We start from the raw sequence: 23,670 nt of genomic DNA on the forward strand, positions 1-23,670 counted from the left end.
TTATTAGCTAGATCCATTTATGGATCACTGAGGCAAGAGTATTCTTGCAAAGAAGGGTGGTACCGCGAAATCTTTCGTCCCTTCAGCACATAGCTGGAGTGTGGACGTAGGATTTTTTTATTGTATAAAAGTTTGAAAAAGGGGGCTTATAAGAACAATGTCTTCAAAAACGGAAGAGAAACTGGCAACTGGTGCACAGCTATTGTTAGAAGCGCTAGAAAAGGAAGGCGTAAAAGTGATTTTCGGTTATCCGGGTGGTGCCGTTTTACCTCTCTATGATGCACTGTATGATTGTGAAATTCCGCATATTTTAACAAGGCATGAGCAAGGGGCAATTCACGCTGCTGAAGGGTATGCCAGAATTACAGGGAACCCAGGGGTTGTAATTGCAACGAGTGGACCAGGTGCTACAAATGTAATTACGGGTCTAGCGGATGCGATGATTGATTCATTGCCACTTGTTGTATTTACAGGCCAAGTAGCAACAACGTTAATTGGGAGCGATGCTTTTCAAGAGGCGGATATTATGGGACTTACGATGCCAGTGACAAAACATAACTATCAAGTGCGAAAGGCCTCAGATTTACCTCGAATTATTAAAGAAGCATTTCATATTGCTAAAACAGGAAGACCAGGACCAGTCGTTATTGACCTTCCGAAAGATATGGTAGTCGAGAAAGGTGAGCGATGTAGCAATGTACAAATGGATTTACCAGGATATAACCCTAATTATGAACCGAATCTACTTCAAATAAACAAATTACTACAAGCAATTGAAACCGCAAAAAAACCGTTAATTTTAGCTGGAGCAGGTATACTGCATGCGAAAGCTTCGAAAGAATTGACAAGTTTTGCCCGTAAATATGAAATCCCTGTTGTGCATACGTTACTTGGACTTGGTGGTTTTCCGCCAGATGATGGGCTATTTCTAGGGATGGGGGGAATGCACGGTTCTTACACAGCCAATATGGCGTTATATGAATGCGACTTACTCATTAATATAGGTGCGAGATTTGACGATCGTCTTACTGGGAATTTAGCTTTTTTTGCTAAAGGGGCGACTGTTGCACATATCGATATTGATCCAGCAGAAATCGGGAAAAATGTGCCAACAGAGATTCCTATTGTTGCAAGTGCTAAGCGGGCGTTAGAAGTATTGCTTCAATCAGAAGGAAAGAAAGAAAATCATCATGAATGGCTCTCTTTATTAAAGAGTAGAAAAGAAAAGTACCCATTCTCTTATAAACGAAATTCTGAAAGTATTAAACCTCAATACGCGATTGATATGCTATATGAAATCACGAAAGGAGAAGCGATTGTAACAACAGACGTTGGGCAACATCAAATGTGGACAGCACAATACTATCCGTTGAAAAATCCAGATAAATGGGTAACTTCTGGCGGATTAGGAACGATGGGGTTCGGATTTCCAGCAGCAATCGGTGCGCAAATTGCAAAGCCTGAAGAATTAGTTATTGCAATTGTTGGTGATGCTGGGTTTCAAATGACTCTGCAAGAATTAAGTGTATTAAAAGAACACGCTTTACCCGTTAAAGTATTTATTTTAAATAATGAAGCTTTAGGAATGGTAAGACAATGGCAAGATGAATTTTACAATCAAAGATATTCACATTCTTTATTGCCATGCCAACCAGATTTCGTCGCTCTTGCGAATGCGTATGGTATAAAAGGTGTTCGTATTGACGATCCACTTCTTGCAAAGAAGCAAATCCAGCATGCGATCGAATTACAAGAGCCAGTCGTAATCGATTGTCGTGTACTTCAATCAGAGAAGGTTATGCCGATGGTTGCACCAGGAAAAGGTGTTCACCAAATGGAGGGAGTGGAAAAAGGGTGAAGAGAATTGTTACAGCGACAGTTCGAAATCAAAGTGGTGTGTTAAACAGAATTACAGGGGTTATGACACGAAGACATTTTAATATTGAAAGTATTTCAGTAGGTCATACAGAATCATCAGATATATCGCGAATGACGATTGTTGTACACGTTGAAAGTGAACAGCAAGTTGAGCAGTTAATTAAACAACTTCATAAGCAAATCGATGTTCTGAAAGTATCAGATATTACAGAAGAAGCAATGATTGCTAGAGAGCTTGCTCTTATTAAAGTAGCAACTTCTGTAGCGAGGGCAGAATTATATAGTTTAATTGAACCATTTCGAGCCGCTGTAATAGATGTTGGGAAGGATTCCATAGTTGTGCAAGTAACAGGTACGCAAGATAAAGTAGAAGCGTTAATTGAATTACTTCGTCCATACGGTTTAAAAGAAATTGCTAGAACAGGTGTAACAGCATTTACACGTAGTATGAAAAAACAAGATAAGCAAGTTATGTTAATTCAATAATCATTTAAATATAGGGGGAAATGAAAATGGCAAAAGTTTATTATGAGAAAGATGTAACAGTAAATGTATTAAAGGAAAAGAAAGTAGCAATCATCGGATATGGCTCGCAAGGTCATGCGCATGCGCAAAATTTACGTGATAACGGATTTGATGTAGTAGTAGGTTTAAGAAAAGGTAAGTCTTGGGATAAAGCGAATGAAGATGGGTTTTCTGTATATACAGTAGCAGAAGCAGCGGAAAAAGCTGATGTAGTAATGATTCTATTACCTGATGAATTACAACCAGAAGTATATGAAGCTGAAATTGCACCAAATTTACAGGCTGGAAACTCTCTCGTGTTCGCACATGGATTTAATGTTCACTTTGATCAAGTAAAACCACCAGCTAATGTAGATGTATTTCTAGTAGCGCCAAAAGGACCGGGGCATCTCGTACGCCGTACGTTCGCCGAGGGAGGGGCTGTTCCTGCATTATTTGCAGTATATCAAGATGCAACAGGAGTTGCGACTGAAAAAGCACTTTCTTATGCTGACGGAATTGGAGCAACGAGAGCTGGTGTATTAGAAACGACGTTTAAAGAAGAAACAGAAACAGATTTATTTGGAGAGCAAGCTGTACTCTGCGGCGGAGTAACTGCACTTGTAAAAGCAGGATTTGAAACGTTAGTTGATGCGGGATACCAGCCTGAACTTGCATATTTTGAATGTTTACATGAACTGAAGCTAATCGTTGACCTTATGTATGAAGGTGGACTTGAAAATATGAGATATTCAGTTTCAGATACAGCGCAGTGGGGAGACTTCGTATCAGGACCACGCGTTGTTACTGAAGATACGAAGAAAGCGATGGGGGCAGTATTAGCAGAAATTCAAGATGGTACATTTGCAAGAGGCTGGATTGCAGAGCATAAAGCAGGAAGACCAAATTTCCACGCGACAAATGAGAAAGAGAATGAACATGAAATCGAAGTAGTAGGACGTAAATTACGTGAAATGATGCCTTTCGTACAGCCGCGAGTAAAGGTAGGGATTAAATAATATGAAGCAGATTTTGTTCATGGATACAACGCTTCGTGATGGCGAACAATCACCAGGAGTAAATTTAAATGAACAAGAGAAGTTACAAATTGCTAGGCAATTAGAGAGGCTTGGTATTCATGTAATGGAAGCTGGATTCGCGGCAGCTTCCGAAGGTGACTTCCAATCGGTAAAACGCATCGCGAATACAATTCAAAATGCTACGGTTATGAGTTTAGCTAGAGCGAAAGAAAGTGACATTCGAAGAGCATATGAAGCTGTGAAAGGTGCTGTATCTCCTCGTCTACACGTATTTCTAGCCACGAGTGATATTCATATGAAATATAAACTTTGTATGTCAAAAGAAGATGTGTTAAATAGTATTCATCGTTCGGTTACGCTTGGAAAATCATTATTTCCGACAGTACAATTTTCTGCAGAAGATGCGACAAGAACATCGAGAGCATTTTTAGCTGAAGCAGTAGAAACTGCGATTCGCGCAGGAGCGAATGTAATTAATATTCCGGATACAGTTGGATATACGAATCCGGAAGAATATTATTCTCTTTTTAAATACTTACAAGAATCCGTTCCATCATATGAAAAAGCGATTTTTTCTTGTCATTGTCACGACGATCTTGGTATGGCAGTAGCAAATTCGTTAGCTGCGGTTGAAGGCGGAGCATTGCAAGTAGAAGGAACGATTAATGGCATTGGAGAAAGAGCAGGGAATGCAGCGTTAGAAGAAGTTGCGGTTGCTCTTCATATTAGAAAAGATTTTTATAAAGCAGAACCTTCGATGACTTTAAAAGAGATTAAGGCAACGAGTACATTAGTAAGCAGGTTAACGGGTATGGTTGTACCGAAAAATAAAGCAATCGTTGGAGCGAATGCATTTGCTCATGAATCAGGCATCCACCAAGATGGGGTTCTAAAAGAAGTAACAACTTATGAAATTATCGAACCAGCGCTTATAGGAGAATCTCAAAATCTCTTTGTACTTGGGAAACATTCTGGCCGTCATGCGTTTACGGAAAAAATGAAAGAGCTTGGTTATGAATTTACAAATGAAGAGCGAGATGCGGCATTCGAAGCATTTAAAAAATTGGCGGATCGTAAAAAGGAAATTACTGAGGAAGATTTACGCGCAATTATGCTTGGTGAAGCAGCATTTGCAGCCCAGCAATATAACATTACGCAATTACAAGTGCATTTCGTATCAAATAGTACACAATGCGCAACAGTTGTGCTGAAGGATGAGGAAGGAAATGTATATGAAGATGCAGCCACTGGTTCTGGTAGTATTGAAGCGATATACAATGCGATTCAAAGAATTTTAGGATTAGAATGTGAATTGGCAGATTATCGCATACAATCTATTACACAAGGTCAAGATGCACTTGCTCACGTTCATGTTGAATTAAAAGAAGGTAGTCACCAAATATCAGGTTTCGGAGTTGCGCAAGACGTATTGGAAGCGTCGGCGAGAGCTTATGTCCATGCAGCAGGGAAATTAAAATCTCTTATAGCGCTTGTGAAATAAATATTTGATAGGTGAGAGAAGCTTTCCTCACCTATCAAATCAAGGTTCTGAAAATTTAGTTAAAAGGAGTGTTAAAAATGGAAAAACGTATCGTTTGTTTAGCTGGTGATGGTGTTGGTCCAGAAGTTATGGAAAGTGCGAAGGAAGTATTGCATATGGTAGAAAGGCTATATGGACATCATTTTCATTTGCAAGATGAGTACTTTGGTGGTGTTGCTATCGATTTAACTGGGCAACCATTACCACAGCGAACACTTGCCGCCTGTTTAGCGAGTGATGCGGTTTTACTTGGAGCAGTAGGTGGACCAAGGTGGGATAGTGCGAAAGAAAGGCCTGAGAAAGGATTATTAGCATTAAGAAAAGGACTCGGTGTATTTGCGAATGTTCGCCCTGTAACGGTAGAAAGTGCAACTGCACATTTATCACCATTAAAAAATGCTGATGAAATTGATTTCGTTGTCGTTCGTGAATTAACAGGCGGAATTTATTTTTCTTATCCGAAAGAGCGAACGGAAGAAGTGGCGACAGATACACTTACGTATCATCGACATGAAATTGAACGTATCGTTTCGTATGCCTTTCAATTAGCAAATAAGCGGAAGAAAAAAGTAACATCTATTGATAAAGCGAATGTTTTAGAGTCTAGTAAACTATGGAGAAATGTGACAGAAGAAGTAGCACTTCGCTACCCAAATGTGGAAGTAGAACACATTTTAGTAGATGCAGCGGCTATGGAATTAATTCGGAATCCAGGAAGATTTGACGTTATTGTAACGGAAAATTTATTTGGTGATATTTTAAGTGATGAGGCTTCAGTATTAGCTGGATCATTAGGAATGCTTCCATCAGCAAGTCACGCTGAAAAGGGGCCTTCATTATACGAGCCTATTCACGGATCAGCACCGGATATTGCGGGGAAAAATAAGGCGAATCCAATTGCGATGATGCGTTCTGTTGCAATGATGCTTGGGCAATCGTTCGGATTAACGAGAGAAGGATGTGCAATTGAAGAAGCAGTTTCTGCAGTCCTTAAATCTGGAAAATGTACAGCAGATATCGGGGGGACTGAAACGACAACTTCATTTACAAAGGCAGTTATTCAAGAAATGGAAGAGCAAGCGTTAGTAGGGAGAGGAAGATAATGGGGAAAAGGTTACTAGATAAGCTTTGGGAAAGACATGTAGTTGCGACAAATGAAAATGGATTGGATTTATTATATATCGATCTACATCTTGTTCATGAAGTAACGTCACCGCAAGCCTTTGAAGGCTTGCGGCTTACAAATCGAACAGTCCGCAGACCAGATTTAACATTTGCAACGATGGATCATAATATTCCAACGAAAGATGTTTGGAATATTACCGACCGCATTGCGAAGCAGCAACTAGATACACTTCGGGAAAACTGTAAACAATTTCAGGTGCCATTAGCGGATATCGGAGATGAAGAGCAAGGGATCGTTCATGTTATAGGACCAGAACTTGGACTCACACAGCCAGGAAAAACGATTGTTTGTGGTGATAGTCATACAGCAACACACGGTGCTTTTGGCGCACTAGCGTTTGGTATTGGTACGAGTGAAGTGGAACATGTATTGGCAACGCAAACGTTATGGCAACGAAAGCCGAAAGCGATGGGCATTGAGTTAAAAGGAAAGTTACCGCAAGGTGTTTATGCGAAAGATATTATTTTACACCTTCTTTCAAAGTACGGAGTAGCAGTTGGAACAGGTTACGTAATGGAATTTTACGGAGAGACCATTCATGCTATGGATATGGAAGAGAGGATGACGCTTTGCAATATGGCAATTGAAGGGGGAGCAAAGGCTGGCATTATTGCACCAGATGAAAAAACGGTTGCTTACGTAAAAGGGCGTAAATATGCGCCGAAAGACTATGAATCTATTAAGGAAAAATGGTCAGAACTTTATACAGATTTAGATGCAGCTTATGATTTACATATTCTAGTAGATGTTACGGATTTAGCGCCGTACGTTACGTGGGGAACAAATCCTAGTATGGGTGTTCGGATTGATGAGAAATTGCCAGAAAAGCATGATGCAAATGACGAAAGAGCGTTTTCTTATATGGGGTTGAGTCCCGGACAAAGTACGTATGACATTCCAGTTCAACATGTTTTCATTGGATCTTGTACAAATTCTAGGCTTTCTGATTTAGAAATTGCTGCATCTGTCGTGAAAGGTAAAAAAGTAAAAGAAGGTGTGCGAGCACTTGTTGTACCTGGATCTCAAAGGGTAAGAGAAGCAGCGATGCATAAAGGATTACATCGCATATTTGAAGAAGCTGGATTTGAATGGAGAGAGCCCGGATGCTCAATGTGTCTAGGTATGAATCCAGATCAAGTGCCTGAAGGAGAACATTGTGCCTCTACGTCAAATCGCAATTTTGAAGGAAGACAAGGAAAGGGAGCACGAACGCATTTAGTTAGCCCGGCAATGGCGGCAGCGGCTGCGTTACATGGTCATTTTGTTGATATTAGAAAGGAGAGTTATGATGGAGCCATTTCGTATTCATAAAGGTACTGCCGCAGTACTGATGAATGATAACATTGATACAGATCAAATTATTCCGAAGCAATATTTAAAGAGAATTGAAAGAACTGGGTTTGGGAAGTTTTTATTTGATGAGTGGCGATATGATAATAATCGCCAAGAAAACCCTAATTTCCCGCTTAATGCGCAAGAAAGAAAAGGAGCCAGCATATTAATCACAGGTGATAATTTTGGATGTGGCTCTTCTAGAGAACATGCTCCATGGGCGCTTGCTGATTATGGTTTCCGCGTTATTATCGCTGGAGGATTTGCCGATATCTTTTATATGAATTGTATGAAGAATGGCATGTTACCGATTGTAATGGACAAAGATATGCGTGAACAACTTGCAAAAACAGATGCGAGGGAACAAATCACAGTTGATTTAGAAAATGAAATAATTATAACGAATATGCACAGATTCCATTTTACAATCGAGAAAATGTGGAAAGAGAAGTTATTGAATGGTTTAGATGAAATTAGTATTACAATGCAATATGAACAAGAAATAAAAGAGTATGAAAGAAAAGTGGCTTTACATTAAAAAAAGTGACGGAATATTAAAAATGTATTTACATTCAAAATTAACTGTTATATACTATGTGAAAATCAGAGGAGAAAGGGAGTAAGTATTATGAATACAATAAAATCTATTACAATGCTTACACAACTACATCATCATACATGAAACCCTTGAACCTAGCGTGAAAACGTGTAGGTACAAGGGTTATTCCCGTTGTACCTACACTCTACTGAAGAGCCTTGTAGGTATTTTGTCTACAAGGCTCTTTTTATTTTCGGCTTAGGTGAATGAAATAGGCATACATTAGAAGGGGAAAGGTGTGAAAATTTAGATGACAAAATGGAAACGGGCGAACCCGAATGGAACGAGAGATTATTTATTCGAAGAATGTACGTTAATTGAAGAAGTGGAGCAAAAATTAAGGCTTACTTTTTTAGAGAGAGGTTATGAGGAAATAAGAACACCTACAATTGAATTTTATGATGTTTTTGCATTTCAAAATAGACCGATAGATGAAGAGAAGATGTATAAATTTTTTGATGAGAAGGGAAGGATTATCGTTTTACGTCCAGATATGACAATTCCTTTAGCAAGAGTGATTGGAACACAGAGATGGGATACGCCACTTAAAGTGACGTATAGCGGGAATGTATTTCGAGCGAATGAATCCCATTCTGGAAAATATAATGAAATCGTACAAAGTGGTATTGAAGTTATCGGGATTGATAATGTAAGAGCTGAAATTGAATGTGTAATAAGTGTCATTCAAGCACTTCAAAAGTTGAAGGTGCAATCTTTTACAATTGAGATTGGGCAAGTACAGTTATATAAATGTATTGTAAAAAAGCTCTCCATCCATGATGAAGAAGAAAGGGTACTTAGAACGTATATAGAAAGTAAAAATTATGCTGCCCTCTCAAATTTTATCGGAGAAAAGAAATTAGATCGATGCGATGAGACAGTAAGATTACTTGAGAAATTACCAAGGCTATTTGGAAATTTAGAAGTTATTGAGGAGGCAGAAAAGCTTGCTTCAAGTAATGAAATGAAAATGGCAATTGCAAGAGTAAAAGAAATGTATGAAACAATTGAAACGTTAGGATATGGTTCTTACATATCAATTGATTTGGGCATGATTCAACACTTAGATTACTATACAGGTGTTATTTTCAAAGGATATATATATGAAATTGGAGAAGAAATCGTTAGTGGCGGAAGATACGATGAGCTAATTGGGAATTTTGGAGAAATGCTGCCAGCTGTTGGACTCGCGGTACAAGTAAATCAAATTGTGAAGGCGCTGCAAGAGCAGCAAGAACCATATGAACGAAATCAAATTGATATTGTGATTCATTATGAGTTAAATAGATTAGCGGAAGCAGAAAGGTTACGAAATTTACTTCGAAAGGATGGGAAAAATGCTTGGTTATCTCTATTCTCTAATTTAAGCGATACCTTTCAATTTGCAAGAAAAAATAAAATAGGAACGGTCGTTGAGGCAAAGAATGAATATTTAGTGGAATATGTATGGAATGAGAAATGGGTAGTCCAGAAAGAAGGAGAGGCTTCATGCGTAACATTCAAATTGCGTTAACGAAAGGAAGGTTAGAAAAACATGTCATTCCACTTTTTGAGCAGATTGGAATTGATTGTTCCGATCTCAAAAATAAAGGTCGGAAGCTTGTATTTCAAAGTAAAAATACAAATGTTTCATTTATTTTAGTAAAAGCGGTTGATGTTGCTACTTATGTAGAACATGGGGTAGCTGATATTGGGATCGTTGGAAAAGATATTTTAATGGAAAACGAGAAAGATATTTATGAAATGCTGGATTTAGGAGTGGGGATTTGTAAGTTTTGTGTTGCTTCTATTCCTACGTATAATCCGAAGAGTTACCGGAAGAAAAGAATTGCTACGAAATACCCGCATATTACTTCTACTTATTTTCATGATAAGGGAGAGGATGTAGAAATAATTAAAATAGAAGGTTCTGTAGAAATCGCTCCTCTTCTTGGATTGGCAGATGCGATTGTAGATATTGTTGAAACAGGAAAAACATTACAAGAGAATGGACTTATTGTATTTGAGGAAATGCACTCTATATCGGCTCGGATGATTGTAAATAAGGCAGCCTTAAAAACTAAAAAAGACGAAATATTCAGTATTATAAATATGATGGAGCAAGAAATCTTATCAGGGAAATAGGAGGACTTAAAATGAAAATCATTTATGAAGACTTTAAGGAGGCATTATCTAAAGTAAAAGTGCTAAGAGAAAACGCTAATATAATAGAAGAAACTGTTCAAAGAAGTGTAAGAGAAATCATTAGAAATGTAAGGGAAGCGAAAGATGAAGCTTTATCTTTCTATACAAAAAAGTTTGATGGTGTAGAGATGAAAGATTTTCGTGTAAGTGAAGAAGAAATACAGCAAGCGAGTATGTTTGTAACGAATTCATTTTTAGAAGCTTTAAAAGAGGCGAAGAAAAACATTGTTTCGTATCACGAAAAGCAAAAGAAGCACTCAATATTCGATTGTGAAAGTAAAGGCATAATTAGAGGGCAACTCATTCGGCCGTTAGAAAATGTAGGTGTATATGTACCGGGTGGGACAGCCTCATATCCTTCTTCAGTATTAATGAATGTATTGCCGGCGAAACTCGCAGGTGTGAAAAAGATTGTAATGGTAACACCGCCGAGGAAAGGAGGAATTGATCCGCATATATTAGCTGCTGCAAATCTTGCGGGAGTAGATGAAATTTATACGATAGGTGGCGCGCAAGCAATTGCTGCTTTAGCATACGGGACGGAATCGATTCCGAAAGTGGATAAAATAGTTGGACCGGGAAATTTGTATGTCGCTCTAGCGAAGCGAGAAGTATACGGAATAGTAAATATTGATATGATTGCTGGTCCATCAGAAATTGTAGTTGTCGCGGATGAAACAGGTAATGCAAAATATATCGCAGCGGATTTATTATCGCAAGCAGAGCATGATGAGAGAGCAACGGCGATTTGTATTACAACGAATATGGAACTAGCTAAAGAAGTAGAAAACGAGATAGAAAGACAGTTAGAAATGTTACCAAGAAGTGAAATTGCACGTGAATCAATAAATAGAAATGGAGCCATCTTTATCGTTCCTTCTTTAGAGGAGGCACTAAAGTTATCAAATGAAATTGCTCCAGAACATTTAGAGTTACATATAAAAGAACCGATGAATGCTCTAGATTATGTGAAACATGCAGGTTCTATTTTCCTTGGGTCATATGCACCTGAACCGCTCGGGGATTATTTAGCGGGACCGAATCATGTATTACCAACGAGCGGAACGGCAAGATTTTTTTCTCCGTTATCAGTCGATGATTTCGTGAAAAAATCAAGTTTTATTTCTTATACGGAGGAAGCATTAAAAAATGTACAGCATCACATTGTAGAGCTTGCAAATAAAGAAGGATTACATGCACATGCGAGAGCAATCCAAATAAGGTTTGAGGAGGAAAAATAATGCGTCAGTCCAGTCAAGTACGTGAGACGACAGAAACAAAAATTAAATTAAATTTGCAGCTTGATGAAAGTACAAATGTATCTATTCAAACAGGGGTTGGTTTTTTCGATCATATGCTTACTTTATTTGCTAGACATGGAAGATTTGGATTGCAAGTTGAAGCAGAAGGGGATGCATTTGTCGATGCACATCACACCGTTGAAGATGTTGGAATTGTACTCGGAAATTGCTTGAAAGAAGCATTGCAAAACAAAGAGGGAATTAATCGTTACGGTTCAGCGTACGTACCGATGGATGAATCTTTAGGATTTGTCGCAATTGATATAAGTGGACGCTCATATTGTGTATTTCAAGGGGAATTAACAAATCCGAAGCTTGGGGATTTTGATACAGAATTGACGGAAGAATTTTTTAGAGCAGTTGCACATGCTGCCAATATTACATTACATGCGCGCGTTCTATACGGAAGTAATACGCATCACAAAATTGAAGCAGTATTTAAAGCTTTTGGTAGAGCGCTTAGAGAAGCGGTCGAAAAAAATGCCAACATTACTGGTGTAAATTCAACGAAAGGGATGTTGTAATTGATTGCCATTATAGATTATGGAATGGGGAATATTCGCAGTGTAGAGCAAGCGTTAAAATATATTGGGGCAGAGTACATTGTAACGAGTGATAAAGAAGAGATATTGAGAAGCGATGGCGTGATTTTACCGGGAGTAGGTGCATTTCCGAAAGCGATGGACGTATTAGAAGAAAGAGATTTAGTGTGTGTACTAAAAGAGGTTTGTGATATAGGAAAACCTCTCCTCGGTATATGTTTGGGCATGCAGCTTTTATTTGAACGAAGTGAGGAACTAAAAGATTGTAGCGGGTTAGGTTTACTACCAGGGGAAATTCGTAAGTTAAAAGTTTCGTATAAAATTCCTCATATGGGATGGAATGAATTAAGGAAGGAAAGAGAATTTCCGCTTTGGAATGGATTAGTGGATGGTTCTTTCGTTTATTATGTTCACTCATATTACGCGGATTGTCCAGATGAAATTGTATGCGGAGTAAGTGATTATGGAATGCAAGTACCAGGGTTTGTAGCGAAAGGAAATGTATTTGGTGCACAGTTTCATCCAGAAAAAAGTGGTGAAATTGGCATGCAAATATTAAAAAATTTTCAAGGGGTGGTAGAAGCATGGAAATCTTCCCAGCTATCGATTTAAAAGAAGGACGATGCGTTAGACTTTATCAAGGAGAGTTTAGTAAAGAAACGGTGATGAATGAAGATCCGGTAGCGCAGGCAATCATATTTGAAAAGCTTGGAGCGGAAATACTACACATTGTTGATTTAGACGGTGCAATTGCTGGCGAGTCGTTAAATTTGCCCGTCATTGAAAAAATCTGTAAGGCGGTACGTATTCCTGTGCAAGTGGGAGGAGGAATTCGTTCACTTGTAGCGGTGGAGAAGTTATTGTCAGTAGGTGTAGAAAAAGTGATTTTAGGAACAGCAGCTCTTTATGATAAGTCATTTTTAGAGGAAGCAGTTCGTCTATATAAAGAGAAAATCATTGTTGGAATTGATGCGAAAAATGGCTTCGTAGCAACGAGAGGTTGGCTTGATCTGTCTGAAATTTCTTATATTAGTTTAGCGAAACAAATGGAAAGTTTAGATGTTCAAACGATTGTGTTTACAGACATTTCGAAAGACGGGACGCTTGCAGGGCCAAATTTTGAACAATTGGCGTTACTTCAAAAAAGTGTGGGCATTCGTCTCATTGCCTCTGGAGGAGTGGCATCTATTCAAGATGTGAAAAAGTTAAATGATATGAATATATATGGTGTCATAATTGGAAAGGCGCTTTACGAGAAAACGATTGATTTAGAAGAAGTGTTACAGGTAACGAAGTTATGTTAGCGAAACGAATTATTCCATGTCTAGATGTGAAAGAAGGGCGAGTCGTAAAGGGTGTAAATTTTATAGGATTACAAGATGTCGGTGATCCGGTTGAAATAGCTGAAGCATATAACGTGGCAGGGGCAGATGAAATCGTATTTTTAGATATTACAGCGACTCATGAAGGAAGAAAAACGATTATAGATGTTGTAGAAAAAACAGCAGCTAAAGTATTTATTCCTCTTACGGTTGGCGGGGGGATTTCAAGTGTGAAAGATATGTACAATTTACTAAGAGCTGGAGCAGACAAAGTTTCAATAAACTCAGCGGCAGTGCGAAATCCGAAGCTAATCGAAGAGGGCGCAGAACACTTTGGATCACAATGTATTGTCGTGGCAATTGACGCTAGAAAAGTAGCAGAAGATAAATGGAACGTATACGTCAACGGCGGAAGAGTTGACACAGGAATGGATGCCATAGAATGGGCGAAGCGTGTTGTTAAGCTCGGGGCGGGTGAAATTTTGTTAACGAGTATGGATGCAGATGGAACGAAAAGTGGATATGATCTTCGTTTAACAGAAGAAATTTCAAAAAGTGTTTCCATTCCAGTCATCGCATCAGGAGGCTGTGGTCATACGGATCACATTATAGAAGTTTTTCAAAAGACAACAGTTGATGCAGCATTAGCGGCATCCATCTTTCATTATGGTGAGGCGACAGTGCAGAGTGTAAAGCGAAAATTAAGAGATGCAAATGTTGAGGTGCGGTTATGAAACCTAATTTTTCAAAAGGATTAATACCGGCAATTGTCATCGAAGAAGGTACGAAAGAAGTTTTAATGCTAGCTTATATGAATGAAGAAGCATATGAAAAAACGTTAGAGACGAAAAGAACATGGTTTTACTCTCGTTCGAGGCAGTCGTTATGGAATAAGGGAGAAACATCAGGGAATGTTCAATATGTGCAATCTCTATACTTGGATTGTGATCAAGATTCAATTGTTGTGAATGTGAAACAAGTAGGACCTGCTTGTCATACGGGGGAGAAGACATGTTTTCACTATCAAATTATATAGGGGGATACATATGGAAAATGCCTTTAAGTTGCTGTATAAAACAATTGAAGAACGAAAGGAAAGCCCACTTCCTGAATCGTATACAAATTATTTATTTTCAAAAGGAGAAGATAAAATTTTAAAGAAAATTGGTGAAGAGTGTGCTGAAGTAATTATCGCATGTAAAAATAATGATAAAGAAGAAGTAGTGAAAGAAATGGTTGATGTATTTTATCACTGTTTCGTTTTATTAGCTGAAAAAAATATCGCATTGGAAGATGTCATGCGAGAGGTGAAAGAACGAAATGGAAAGCTTTCGAGAGTTGGGGATAGAAGGGAAATAGATACATTATAAGGGGGAATGTATATGAAAGTAGATTATCATCTTCACTTAGAAGAAGGACCGTATTCAATAGGATGGCTTGCTAAAATAAATGAAGCGTTGGAATGTTATGAACCGCTTCAAGAAAGGCATTCTATGGATTGGCTTATGAAAACACAAGAGCGTTTGCAAAAACGTGTGAAGGAAGGGCCATTTACAACAGAATGGATAGATCTATATTTAGAAGAAGCTGTGCGAAAAGGAATAAAAGAAGTGGGAATTGTTGATCATCTATATCGTTTTCATGAAGCGAAAGGATATTATGAAAAATATGTAGATATTAGTGATTCTAAGCTCGGTCGTATACAGAAAGAATGGTTAGATCAAGTAAGGGTAGTTTCACTGTATGATTTTACAAAGGCAATTGAAGAGGCGAAAGAACGATGGAGTAAAAGAGGTGTCACACTTAAACTTGGAATTGAAGCGGATTATTTTATTGGTTGTGAAGGAGAGTTAAAAGAATTATTAGCGCTAGGAGACTTTGATTATGTAATTGGCTCCGTTCATTTTCTAAATGGCTGGGGATTTGATAATCCAGATACGAAAGAATATTTTGAGGTGCATGACCTACGCGCATTATACGATACGTTTTTTAAAACAGTTGAGAGTGCGATTCGTACCGAGTTATTTGATATTATCGCTCATCTAGATAATATAAAGGTATTTAATTATCGATTGGATGAGAATGAACAGCTTTCTTATTATGAGGAAATTGCCTGTGCGTTAGTAGAAACGAATACGGCAACAGAAATAAATGCAGGATTGTACTATCGTTATCCTGTTCGTGAAATGTGCCCAAGTCCACTATATTTACAAGTATTAGCTAAGTATGGTGTTCCAATTACGATTTCTTCGGATGCCCATTATCCAAATGATTTAGGGAACTATGTACAAGAGAATGTACAAACATTACGAGCGCACGGTGTTACTCAGGTTGCAACATTTACGAAGCGAGCAAGAGTAATGAGGTCGCTTGAAGAAGAAGTAACAAATTCAAAATGAAACGCAATTTTTTGATGAAAACCACCCTTTTTGTTCAAAATAAGAAAGAATGAAAAGGAGGGTAAGAAATGGCGAAACAACAAAATAAACAAAATGTACAAGTTGCACAGCAACAAGCTTATACTTCTGAAACGAATGCTGCATCTCAATCGGTTATTGAGGAGCAAATTAGCGATACGGTTGCAGAAGGAACTATTGATGTGAAGCTCGGAAAAGAATCGCAGGAAAAAGCGTAAGAAGAGGGGAGAGTTGCATCTCCTCTTTTTTCATGGAAAAGTGTCGATTTTCAAAACTATAATCAAATTCCTTGGTTTTTATATGTGGATTTCTTACAATGAAATATAAGAGATATCTTATTTTCTATAGAAGAGGTGTTAGTAGTGGCAAAAATATTAGTAGCGGGAAAAATTCCGGAAATTGGATTAGAACTATTAAAAGATCATGATGTAGAAATGTACGATAAAGAGGAATTAATTTCTATAGATGAATTAACAGAGCGTGTAAAAGATAAAGATGCATTGTTAAGTTTACTTTCGACAAAGGTGCCAAAAGAAGTTATTGATGCAGCGTCTCATTTAAAGATTGTTGCAAACTATGGTGCTGGTTACGACAATATTGATTACACGTATGCGGGTGAAAAAGGAATTGCAGTTACGAATACACCGAAAGTATCAACGGAAGCGACTGCAGAATTAACATTTGCACTTCTTTTAGCAGCGGCGCGTAGAATTCCTGAAGGGGATACGTTATGTCGTACGACTGGATTTAACGGATGGGCACCGTTATTTTTCTTAGGACGAGAAGTCCACGGTAAGACAATCGGAATTATTGGTCTTGGAGAAATCGGGAAGGCTGTTGCAAAACGTGCGAAAGCATTTGGAATGGATGTTTTATATACAGGGCCAAATCGTAAGTTTGAAGCTGAAAGTGAACTGGGAGCAACGTATGTGACGTTGGAAAAATTATTACAAACAGCAGATTTTATTACAATTAACTGTGCTTATAATCCGAAATTACATCATATGATTGATGAAGAGCAGTTTAAAATGATGAAGAAAACAGCGTATATTGTAAATGCTTCACGTGGACCAATTATGAATGAAGCAGCACTTGCTTATGCATTAAAAACGAATGAAATTGAAGGGGCAGCTCTTGATGTGTTTGAATTTGAACCGAAAATTACAGAAGAGCTAAAAGAGTTAAAGAATGTAGTACTTGCTCCACACGTAGGGAATGCAACGTTTGAAACTCGTGATGCGATGGCTGAAATGGCTGTCAGAAATATTTTAGCTGTATTAAACGGCGAAGAGCCAGTAACACCTGTAAATCAAAAGGTATTAGTCACAAAATAAAAAGAAACCTTCCGGACTCGGAAGGTTTTCTTATTTTTCTTTATTCGCTTTTTTAGACGGTCTTTGTCTAATGAATTGAGATAACATGTACAAAATATATAGTGGAATGGCAATGAATAAGAAAACAGAAAAATTGCCAAATCCTGTTTGATACATTGTAATAATGATTCCAACTAAAAATAGTGTAATAATGATGCTATATCGTGGAATTGGTACATCTTTTAAACTTGGGATACGAATGCGGCTCACCATTAAAAATGCGAACGTTACAAATACGGTAATAAGAACGATTTTTGGAATGGTATGTGAAAATAATGTTAAGAAAGCAACAAGCCCTCCCGCTGCTGTAATCGGTACTCCAGTGAAATATTTCATTGAAGTAGAAGATGGTGTTACATTAAATCGTGCTAAACGATATGCTCCGAAAAGAGGGAATAATCCCGCTATGTATAATCCGATGATTCCGTAGTTTGAGAAAGATGTGTAATACATTAAAACAGCAGGTGCTGCACCAAATGTTACGACATCTGCAAGCGAGTCGAGCTCTTTTCCCATTTGTGAATCAACACGTAATAAACGAGCAACACGACCATCAAGACTATCTAACATCATCCCGATAAGTACTAAAATAGCAGCTGATTTATAATATCCTAAAGATGCATAGCCGATTGATAAAAATCCGCTATATAAATTTCCGAGCGTAAATAAGTTTGGAATAGCTGCTCTATACAAAATCTGATCCCTTGCTTTCTGTAATAAATTCTTAATTAGTGTATGAAAGTTTACTTATTTTATCATACCATAAATTTATTCCTCATACGAAAGAAATTACCAATTTGTGAAAGATTTCATAGAAGGATGATTTAAAAATTAAGTGAAAATAAAAAGAGGAAGCAACTTGTATAAAGTTGCTTCCTTTACTATTCAAATTTCGTTGTCATCGTTCCAGTTTTATATTGATTATTAGGATCGAAACGTAATAAATCTCCATAAATTAATTTATCGGAGAGTTTTAATTCTGTTTTTGCTTTTTCAATATACGGCTGACATAGCGTCATATCAGCTTCTTCACCCGTACTTCTTTTGTAGCACATATTTTTTGTATAAACATACTCTTCAGAAACAAAGCTACCATCACGCATTACCATAAGCGGGTCTTTTTCTTTAATAAATAAGTCAGTTCCAAATTCAACGGATTTATTTGTTTTAATACCAAGTAAATGAAGGAGCGTTGGTTTAATATCAATTTGACCAGATACTTTAGAAACAACTTTTCCTTCTTGACCAGGCACATGAATAATAAGAGGAACTCGTTGTAATTGCATAGAATCGAATGGTGTAATAGTATCTTTTCCTAGGAACTGTGCCATAGCTGCATTATGGTTTTCGGAAATACCATAATGATCACCATAAATGACAATAACGGAATTATCATACAGTCCTTCTTCTTTTAATTGTTTAATAAATAATTTAAGAGCTTCATCTGTGTAACGAACAGTTGGGAAGTAGCGGTTTACAACACCACTTTCTGAGTTGAATTCATCAACATATTGGTCTTCCGGATTTAGAAGAAACGGAAAATGATTTGTTAATGTAATAAATTTTGTATAGAACGGTTGCGGTAAAGATTTTAACTTTGGAATAGATTGTTCAAAGAACTGTTTATCTTTTAATCCCCAACCGACAGACATTTGTTCCGTTCCTGCGTAATCATTTAAATTAAAGTAACGATCATATCCAAGCGCAGGATACATTACATCCCGATTCCAAAACGTTTTATCATTTGAATGGAAGACGGCAGAAGAATATCCGTATTTCTTTAATTGTTCTGGTGTCGCTGTGTATTCGTTTGTTGCATGAGTAAAGAATACAGAACCACGATCTAGCGGATAAAGTGAGTTTTCAACGATAAATTCAGCATCAGAAGTTTTGCCTTGTCCAGTTTGATGATAGAAGTTATCGAAATAGAAACTATCCTTAATAAATTCATTTAAAAATGGGGTAATTTCTTTTCCATTTATTTTTTTATTAATAACAAAGCTTTGTGTAGATTCCATTGAAATTAAAATTACATTTTTACCTTTTGCAGCTCCAAATAAGTTTTTATCAACTTGTTTGTCTTTTGAGTCTGTATAGTTTTTGATTTCAGAAAATCCATCCCCACTTGCAAATACACGCTCAGCTGAAGACTTGGATTGAAGTGTAATATCAAATAGATGATATGTGTATAAACCTAAATTCTTTACGACAGTTTGACGGTCAAATGAGCGCGAGAACATTTGTGGTTTATAAATAACTGATACAACGATTTGTAGTGCTAATAAAGCTGTTACACCGCTAAAGAAAGTTCGCTTCTCTGAGCGGGAAAGTGGTGTTTTGTCGCCAAATGATGGGAATTTACGCGAAATAAACATTAAAATAATTGCATCTGCAAATAAAAGTAATGTTTTGTACGTAAAGAGTTCTTTTATACTTGTCCCTAAATCAGCCATATTGTTTGTTTGGAATAAAACCGGGAAAGTAACGAAATCGTTATAGAACCCATAAAACATTGCGTTTCCAAATAAAATAAATGACAGTATAAAACTGATTCCAATTATAATTCGGTTTCGGTGCTTAGATGCAAGTAAAGCTAAGCCGAAAAATAAAAGTAACGCAGCTAGTGGATTAATAAAAAGCATGAATTCTTCAAAGAAATTATCAATTTTAATATCAAATGCTAGCTTGTACACAATATATGTTTTAATCCATAGTAAAACGACTGCAACGAGTGCAAATCGCAGTTTTGGAAACAGATGTTGTAGCATAATATACTCCTCTCCTAAAAAGCATGACAGTTCTTGTGAGTCAGTTTGCTTAACGACTCATTTTATATATACGAACAGTCCTTTGTTATTATGATTATTATACTATGAGTATCATTATACGAAAATAAAAGAGAGTTGTGGGCTTTTTTATAATAATCGAGTAGAAAAAGAGTGGTGGGAGACAATAAAACAGAATTTCTATGTATGATAATTATCGTACGCAGAAAGAATCGCGTGATAATACGGAGGTTATAATGCGAAAATTATTATATTTTATAGCATGTAGTAGTGTTATACTTTTTACCTCACCGAGTGTGTCAATAGCTCAATATGATGCACCTCTTATGGAAGATGCACTTTATTCTGTTTTATTTCCAAAAATAAATAAAGCAATTGAAAAACAATATGGAAGTTTGAAACCGTATCAATGTCCTAAAATTATTAGTTTAAAAAAAGTGTATAGCGGTACATATTTATTTCAAGCAAGTATTGAAGTGACAAAGTATGAACGTGTTGCTGGGAAAATTGCTCCCCCATTTGAGAAGGTAACGATTACATTTAATAACGAAGAAGGCGAATGGGAAGTGAAAAAGATTTCAGTAAAGCGCTTACCAAATGATACAAAATTAAACTGTAAAAAAACAATATAAAAAATTGTTTGACAAATAAAATGGTCCTTTGGTATTGTTAATAGCAACAATTAGATGTTTGAAAATTAAATAGACTTACCTCATCTACTCTCAAAGGTAGAGGCCGCGATAGGAAAGAGTAAGCTATGGGAGATTTCATGGAATCTGTGATCATAGGCTGAAAGGGACTATTGCCGAAATATAAGAATAACCATCTTATTCATATATTGGGACTACATTGAATAAATGTAGTACTGTCATAAGATTTATTTTATGGAGAGCTATTTGGAGATGTTGATGCGGTTTCTTATTTTGAGGAGATAACAACTCGTTTATTTTTTCAATATATATTTTTCCTAATAAGAAACGCGTGTGAACATTGTTCCGCGCGTTTTTTGTCTATCTAAAAGCGTGCTGCAATGAATAGAAGATTGGGGTTATGAGTTTTAGAGGAAATAAGGGAGGAATTTAAATGTATTTACACGGCACAAGCCGAATTAATGGGCAAGGACACTTAGAAATTGGAGGGTGCGATACGACGCAGCTAGCAAAGCAATACGGAACACCACTTTATGTATACGATGAAGAGTCTATTCGAGGAAAATGCCGAGCATTTCATCGTGCTTTTAAAGAAAGTGGTTTCTCTTATCAAGTAGCATATGCAAGCAAGGCGTTCTTGTGCATGGAGATGTGCCGAGTAGCTCGTGAAGAGAATATGTCATTAGACGTTGTTTCTGGAGGAGAATTATATACTGCGCTCCAAGCAGGATTTCCAGCATCACGTATTCATTTTCATGGAAATAATAAAACAGAAGAAGAGATAGTGATGGCTCTTCAGGCGAATATCGGTTGTTTTGTCGTAGATAATTTCTTTGAATTAGAAGTTTTACACGATTTAGCGATGCAACATGGAAAGTTTGTGAACATATTAATTCGTGTAACGCCTGGAGTAGAGGCGCACACACATGAATATATTACAACAGGCCAAGATGATTCGAAATTTGGATTTGGCGTTTCAAACGGTCAAGCGATGCAGGCAATTGGATTTGCTTTACAAAAATCCAATTATAATGTGCTAGGGATTCATTCACATATCGGATCGCAAATATTTGAAACAGCTGGCTTTGTTCGAGCGATTGAAGTTCTTCGCCAATTTTTAGAAGAAGTGAGAGAGCAAACAAACTATGTAGTAAAAGTGTTAAATGTAGGCGGGGGATTTGGAATACGCTACACAGAGTCGGATACACCGTTAACTCTTGAGACATATGTGCGAGCTGTAACAAGTGCAGTGAGAGAACAATTTACTGTATGTGAATATCCATTGCCAGAAATATGGATTGAACCAGGCCGTAGCATTGTAGGTGATGCTGGGACAACAATTTATACAGTTGGATCTGTGAAAGATATTCCTGGTATTCGGAAATATGTATCAGTCGATGGTGGAATGACAGATAATTTAAGACCTGCTTTATATAGTGCGCGTTATGAAGCAATGTTAGCGAATCGAGGGAATGATGAGAATGAGGAACTCGTTTCGATTGCGGGGAAATGTTGTGAGAGCGGAGATATGTTGATTTGGGATATTCATTTACCGAAAGTCGCTTCTGCTGATTTACTAGCAGTTTCCTGTACAGGAGCCTACGGGTACTCGATGGCGAATAATTACAATCGGATTCGAAGACCAGCCGTTGTCTTTGCAAAAGGCGGAACATCGCAAGTAGTTGTGGAACGCGAAACATATGAAAATATTATTGGGAACGATCGCATACGTATTAAAGAGCTTGTTTAAATAGAAAAAGGGGTTGTTCGGATGGGCAATTCCTTTTTTGTAAAATAAAATAATTAAAATATATCGGAAAACTAGGATTGAAAAAAATCAGAATTGTGATAAAATACAAATACAAAGCTTATCAAGAGAAGCGGAGGGAACTGGCCCGAAGAAGCTCGGCAACCTGCTTATAGAAAGCAAGGTGCTAAATCCAGCAAAATGGAATCCATTTTGAAAGATAAGGTAAAATATATTACCGAACAGTCTTTTCGAAATGGGAAAGATTTTTTTTATGAATAAAAAGGGGGGCTGTTCGCGTGGGTGTACGGGAACATTTTGATGAAGTATCCGAGAAGATTGAAGCGATGCTTGCTGATATGAAATATGGCTCAATTACAATTGTTGTGCAAGATGGAAAAGTAATTCAGTTAGAGAAAAGTGAAAAAGTACGTTTAAAGTGAAAAGCGCTGACTAGAAAAACTAGAGGCGGTTTTAACCTATTTTCATTAGGTTAAAACCGTCTTTTTGCTTTTACAGGGGGAAAAAACATGTTGACGTATGAAACGTGGGAAGAAAATGTTGTTTCGTTTTCGGAAGAAGATGAAACAAAAGGCGCGTTATCAGTATTAAATTGGGCTTATGAAGAGTATAAAGATGAAATCGTCTACGCATGTAGCTTTGGAGTGGAAGGTATGGTATTGCTGCACCTTATAAACCAAGTAAATCCATCTGCTAAAGTTGTATTTTTGGATACAAATGTTCATTTTCAAGAAACGTATGAATTAATTCAAAGAGTGAGGGAACGATTTCCTTCATTGAATATTATAGAAAAGCAGCCAGAACTTACACTTGATGAACAGGCGAAGTTGCATGGTGAAAAACTGTGGGAGAGCAATCCGAATCTTTGTTGTAAGATTAGAAAAATTTTACCTTTAGAAAAATCATTAGTCGTGGAAAAAGCATGGATATCGGGCTTAAGAAGGGAACAATCAGAAACACGTAAGCATACAAAGTTTATAAATCAAGATCATCGTTTTCAATCTATTAAAGTTTGTCCACTCATTCATTGGACGTGGAAAGAAGTTTGGCGATATGTATACAAACATAGCTTGCCGTATAACCCGTTGCATGATGTTGGCTATCCAAGTATTGGGTGTGAGAAATGTACTTTACCTGTAGGGGATGGTGGCGATTCAAGAGATGGTAGATGGGCTGGGAAAGTGAAAACCGAATGTGGTCTTCATTATCAATAAGATGAATCTTGAAATAAAGCTAAGAGGGGATATAG

At 37.3% G+C, this 23,670-nt stretch carries 25 protein-coding genes, 2 riboswitches and 1 other annotated feature (1 of these 28 only partly in view); of the genes, 23 read left to right on the forward strand and 2 right to left on the reverse strand.

Annotated features, from left to right (window positions below; translation table 11 throughout):
* Positions 1 to 85, forward strand: a binding site (T-box leader) (it extends 143 nt beyond the left edge of the window).
* A gap of 72 nt (positions 86 to 157) precedes the next feature.
* The 19 genes from ilvB (at position 158) to MRP26_RS11680 (ending at position 17,178) form a co-directional block, all read left to right on the forward strand.
* Positions 158 to 1,858, forward strand: a complete 1,701-nt coding sequence (gene ilvB / locus MRP26_RS11590) for an acetolactate synthase large subunit (protein WP_197235781.1) — start codon at positions 158 to 160, stop codon at positions 1,856 to 1,858.
* Positions 1,855 to 2,364 (forward strand): acetolactate synthase small subunit, encoded by a 510-nt coding sequence (gene ilvN, locus MRP26_RS11595; RefSeq protein ID WP_000822952.1) that lies wholly within the window; start codon positions 1,855 to 1,857, stop codon positions 2,362 to 2,364. Before ilvB ends, ilvN begins: the two co-directional genes overlap by 4 nt.
* Positions 2,365 to 2,390: 26 nt before the next feature.
* A complete protein-coding gene (gene ilvC / locus MRP26_RS11600) occupies positions 2,391 to 3,401 on the forward strand; it encodes a ketol-acid reductoisomerase (RefSeq protein ID WP_001151740.1) in 1,011 nt (336 codons plus the stop codon).
* A 1-nt stretch (position 3,402) separates the two neighbouring features.
* Positions 3,403 to 4,923, forward strand: coding sequence for a 2-isopropylmalate synthase (gene leuA / locus MRP26_RS11605; protein ID WP_000809593.1), 1,521 nt, complete (start codon positions 3,403 to 3,405; stop codon positions 4,921 to 4,923).
* Between the two features lie 77 nt (positions 4,924 to 5,000).
* Positions 5,001 to 6,065 carry a 3-isopropylmalate dehydrogenase gene (gene leuB / locus MRP26_RS11610; RefSeq protein WP_053564917.1) on the forward strand — a complete coding sequence of 355 codons (1,065 nt, stop codon included), beginning with the start codon at positions 5,001 to 5,003 and terminating at the stop codon, positions 6,063 to 6,065.
* A complete protein-coding gene (gene leuC / locus MRP26_RS11615) occupies positions 6,065 to 7,459 on the forward strand; it encodes a 3-isopropylmalate dehydratase large subunit (RefSeq protein WP_064531914.1) in 1,395 nt (464 codons plus the stop codon). Before leuB ends, leuC begins: the two co-directional genes overlap by 1 nt.
* Positions 7,437 to 8,018, forward strand: coding sequence for a 3-isopropylmalate dehydratase small subunit (leuD, locus tag MRP26_RS11620; RefSeq protein ID WP_000433187.1), 582 nt, complete (start codon positions 7,437 to 7,439; stop codon positions 8,016 to 8,018). Before leuC ends, leuD begins: the two co-directional genes overlap by 23 nt.
* Before the next feature lie 310 nt (positions 8,019 to 8,328).
* Positions 8,329 to 9,591, forward strand: coding sequence for an ATP phosphoribosyltransferase regulatory subunit (locus MRP26_RS11625; protein ID WP_000170292.1), 1,263 nt, complete (start codon positions 8,329 to 8,331; stop codon positions 9,589 to 9,591).
* Positions 9,567 to 10,202 (forward strand): ATP phosphoribosyltransferase, encoded by a 636-nt coding sequence (hisG, locus tag MRP26_RS11630; RefSeq protein ID WP_029441809.1) that lies wholly within the window; start codon positions 9,567 to 9,569, stop codon positions 10,200 to 10,202. Before MRP26_RS11625 ends, hisG begins: the two co-directional genes overlap by 25 nt.
* An 11-nt stretch (positions 10,203 to 10,213) precedes the next feature.
* On the forward strand, positions 10,214 to 11,503 hold the full coding sequence (gene hisD, locus MRP26_RS11635; protein ID WP_242806165.1) for a histidinol dehydrogenase: 1,290 nt from the start codon (positions 10,214 to 10,216) through the stop codon (positions 11,501 to 11,503).
* Positions 11,503 to 12,087: an imidazoleglycerol-phosphate dehydratase HisB gene (gene hisB, locus MRP26_RS11640; RefSeq protein WP_053564914.1), complete on the forward strand. Its 585-nt coding sequence runs from the start codon at positions 11,503 to 11,505 to the stop codon at positions 12,085 to 12,087. The genes hisD and hisB overlap by 1 nt, the downstream gene beginning before the upstream one ends.
* Positions 12,088 to 12,717, forward strand: a complete 630-nt coding sequence (gene hisH / locus MRP26_RS11645) for an imidazole glycerol phosphate synthase subunit HisH (protein WP_053564913.1) — start codon at positions 12,088 to 12,090, stop codon at positions 12,715 to 12,717. It begins immediately after the preceding gene.
* Positions 12,690 to 13,409 (forward strand): 1-(5-phosphoribosyl)-5-[(5-phosphoribosylamino)methylideneamino]imidazole-4-carboxamide isomerase, encoded by a 720-nt coding sequence (hisA, locus tag MRP26_RS11650; RefSeq protein WP_000402295.1) that lies wholly within the window; start codon positions 12,690 to 12,692, stop codon positions 13,407 to 13,409. The genes hisH and hisA overlap by 28 nt, the downstream gene beginning before the upstream one ends.
* The gene (hisF, locus tag MRP26_RS11655) at positions 13,403 to 14,161 is read left to right on the forward strand and encodes an imidazoleglycerol phosphate synthase cyclase subunit (protein WP_023521478.1); all 759 of its coding nucleotides are present in this window, start codon (positions 13,403 to 13,405) and stop codon (positions 14,159 to 14,161) included. Before hisA ends, hisF begins: the two co-directional genes overlap by 7 nt.
* Entirely contained in the window at positions 14,158 to 14,463 is a 306-nt protein-coding gene (gene hisI / locus MRP26_RS11660) for a phosphoribosyl-AMP cyclohydrolase (RefSeq protein ID WP_000803964.1), read from the forward strand. The genes hisF and hisI overlap by 4 nt, the downstream gene beginning before the upstream one ends.
* A gap of 10 nt (positions 14,464 to 14,473) precedes the next feature.
* On the forward strand, positions 14,474 to 14,797 hold the full coding sequence (hisE, locus tag MRP26_RS11665) for a phosphoribosyl-ATP diphosphatase (protein WP_000426355.1): 324 nt from the start codon (positions 14,474 to 14,476) through the stop codon (positions 14,795 to 14,797).
* Between the two features lie 12 nt (positions 14,798 to 14,809).
* Positions 14,810 to 15,826 carry a histidinol phosphate phosphatase domain-containing protein gene (locus MRP26_RS11670; protein WP_000861843.1) on the forward strand — a complete coding sequence of 339 codons (1,017 nt, stop codon included), beginning with the start codon at positions 14,810 to 14,812 and terminating at the stop codon, positions 15,824 to 15,826.
* A gap of 68 nt (positions 15,827 to 15,894) precedes the next feature.
* A complete protein-coding gene (locus MRP26_RS11675) occupies positions 15,895 to 16,062 on the forward strand; it encodes a DUF4025 domain-containing protein (protein WP_001118893.1) in 168 nt (55 codons plus the stop codon).
* Positions 16,063 to 16,206: 144 nt separating this feature from the next.
* Complete coding sequence (locus MRP26_RS11680; RefSeq protein ID WP_053564912.1) at positions 16,207 to 17,178, forward strand: NAD(P)-dependent oxidoreductase; 972 nt, start codon at positions 16,207 to 16,209, stop codon at positions 17,176 to 17,178.
* A gap of 30 nt (positions 17,179 to 17,208) precedes the next feature.
* Here the strand turns inward: MRP26_RS11680 and pssA are convergent, their stop codons facing one another.
* Together pssA and MRP26_RS11690 are read right to left on the reverse strand one after the other, a co-directional pair.
* Complete coding sequence (gene pssA / locus MRP26_RS11685; RefSeq protein WP_000285417.1) at positions 17,209 to 17,910, reverse strand: CDP-diacylglycerol--serine O-phosphatidyltransferase; 702 nt, start codon at positions 17,908 to 17,910, stop codon at positions 17,209 to 17,211.
* Between the two features lie 188 nt (positions 17,911 to 18,098).
* Positions 18,099 to 19,985 (reverse strand): LTA synthase family protein, encoded by a 1,887-nt coding sequence (locus MRP26_RS11690; RefSeq protein WP_000939084.1) that lies wholly within the window; start codon positions 19,983 to 19,985, stop codon positions 18,099 to 18,101.
* 254 nt (positions 19,986 to 20,239) lie between these two features.
* Between MRP26_RS11690 and MRP26_RS11695 the strand changes: the two genes are divergently transcribed.
* From MRP26_RS11695 to MRP26_RS11710, 4 genes are all read left to right on the forward strand, one after another.
* Positions 20,240 to 20,635, forward strand: a complete 396-nt coding sequence (locus tag MRP26_RS11695) for a DUF3888 domain-containing protein (RefSeq protein WP_064531938.1) — start codon at positions 20,240 to 20,242, stop codon at positions 20,633 to 20,635.
* Between the two features lie 89 nt (positions 20,636 to 20,724).
* Positions 20,725 to 20,906: riboswitch (Lysine riboswitch) on the forward strand.
* Positions 20,907 to 21,086: 180 nt separating this feature from the next.
* Positions 21,087 to 22,403, forward strand: a complete 1,317-nt coding sequence (gene lysA / locus MRP26_RS11700; protein ID WP_000280643.1) for a diaminopimelate decarboxylase — start codon at positions 21,087 to 21,089, stop codon at positions 22,401 to 22,403.
* Positions 22,404 to 22,518: 115 nt separating this feature from the next.
* A riboswitch (SAM riboswitch) is annotated at positions 22,519 to 22,627 on the forward strand.
* Positions 22,628 to 22,699: 72 nt separating this feature from the next.
* On the forward strand, positions 22,700 to 22,843 hold the full coding sequence (locus MRP26_RS11705) for a YezD family protein (protein ID WP_000538896.1): 144 nt from the start codon (positions 22,700 to 22,702) through the stop codon (positions 22,841 to 22,843).
* 87 nt (positions 22,844 to 22,930) lie between these two features.
* Positions 22,931 to 23,635, forward strand: a complete 705-nt coding sequence (locus MRP26_RS11710) for a phosphoadenylyl-sulfate reductase (protein WP_000959018.1) — start codon at positions 22,931 to 22,933, stop codon at positions 23,633 to 23,635.
* Positions 23,636 to 23,670 lie beyond the last annotated feature (35 nt).

The organism is Bacillus sp. CCB-MMP212 (assembly GCF_022748145.1).
Classification (GTDB): domain Bacteria; phylum Bacillota; class Bacilli; order Bacillales; family Bacillaceae_G; genus Bacillus_A; species Bacillus_A cereus.

Coding starts and splice junctions, on each gene's coding strand:
- hisA (WP_000402295.1), top strand. CDS start 12,690: ATGGAAATCTTCCCAGCTATCGATTTAAAAGAAGGACGATGCGTTAGA.
- MRP26_RS11695 (WP_064531938.1), top strand. CDS start 20,240: ATGCGAAAATTATTATATTTTATAGCATGTAGTAGTGTTATACTTTTT.
- ilvB (WP_197235781.1), top strand. CDS start 158: ATGTCTTCAAAAACGGAAGAGAAACTGGCAACTGGTGCACAGCTATTG.
- hisD (WP_242806165.1), top strand. CDS start 10,214: ATGAAAATCATTTATGAAGACTTTAAGGAGGCATTATCTAAAGTAAAA.
- leuD (WP_000433187.1), top strand. CDS start 7,437: ATGGAGCCATTTCGTATTCATAAAGGTACTGCCGCAGTACTGATGAAT.
- MRP26_RS11625 (WP_000170292.1), top strand. CDS start 8,329: ATGACAAAATGGAAACGGGCGAACCCGAATGGAACGAGAGATTATTTA.
- hisE (WP_000426355.1), top strand. CDS start 14,474: ATGGAAAATGCCTTTAAGTTGCTGTATAAAACAATTGAAGAACGAAAG.
- MRP26_RS11710 (WP_000959018.1), top strand. CDS start 22,931: ATGTTGACGTATGAAACGTGGGAAGAAAATGTTGTTTCGTTTTCGGAA.
- hisI (WP_000803964.1), top strand. CDS start 14,158: ATGAAACCTAATTTTTCAAAAGGATTAATACCGGCAATTGTCATCGAA.
- leuA (WP_000809593.1), top strand. CDS start 3,403: ATGAAGCAGATTTTGTTCATGGATACAACGCTTCGTGATGGCGAACAA.
- ilvC (WP_001151740.1), top strand. CDS start 2,391: ATGGCAAAAGTTTATTATGAGAAAGATGTAACAGTAAATGTATTAAAG.
- leuC (WP_064531914.1), top strand. CDS start 6,065: ATGGGGAAAAGGTTACTAGATAAGCTTTGGGAAAGACATGTAGTTGCG.
- lysA (WP_000280643.1), top strand. CDS start 21,087: ATGTATTTACACGGCACAAGCCGAATTAATGGGCAAGGACACTTAGAA.
- hisG (WP_029441809.1), top strand. CDS start 9,567: ATGCGTAACATTCAAATTGCGTTAACGAAAGGAAGGTTAGAAAAACAT.
- MRP26_RS11675 (WP_001118893.1), top strand. CDS start 15,895: ATGGCGAAACAACAAAATAAACAAAATGTACAAGTTGCACAGCAACAA.
- hisF (WP_023521478.1), top strand. CDS start 13,403: ATGTTAGCGAAACGAATTATTCCATGTCTAGATGTGAAAGAAGGGCGA.
- leuB (WP_053564917.1), top strand. CDS start 5,001: ATGGAAAAACGTATCGTTTGTTTAGCTGGTGATGGTGTTGGTCCAGAA.
- MRP26_RS11670 (WP_000861843.1), top strand. CDS start 14,810: ATGAAAGTAGATTATCATCTTCACTTAGAAGAAGGACCGTATTCAATA.
- MRP26_RS11690 (WP_000939084.1), bottom strand. CDS start 19,985: ATGCTACAACATCTGTTTCCAAAACTGCGATTTGCACTCGTTGCAGTC.
- hisB (WP_053564914.1), top strand. CDS start 11,503: ATGCGTCAGTCCAGTCAAGTACGTGAGACGACAGAAACAAAAATTAAA.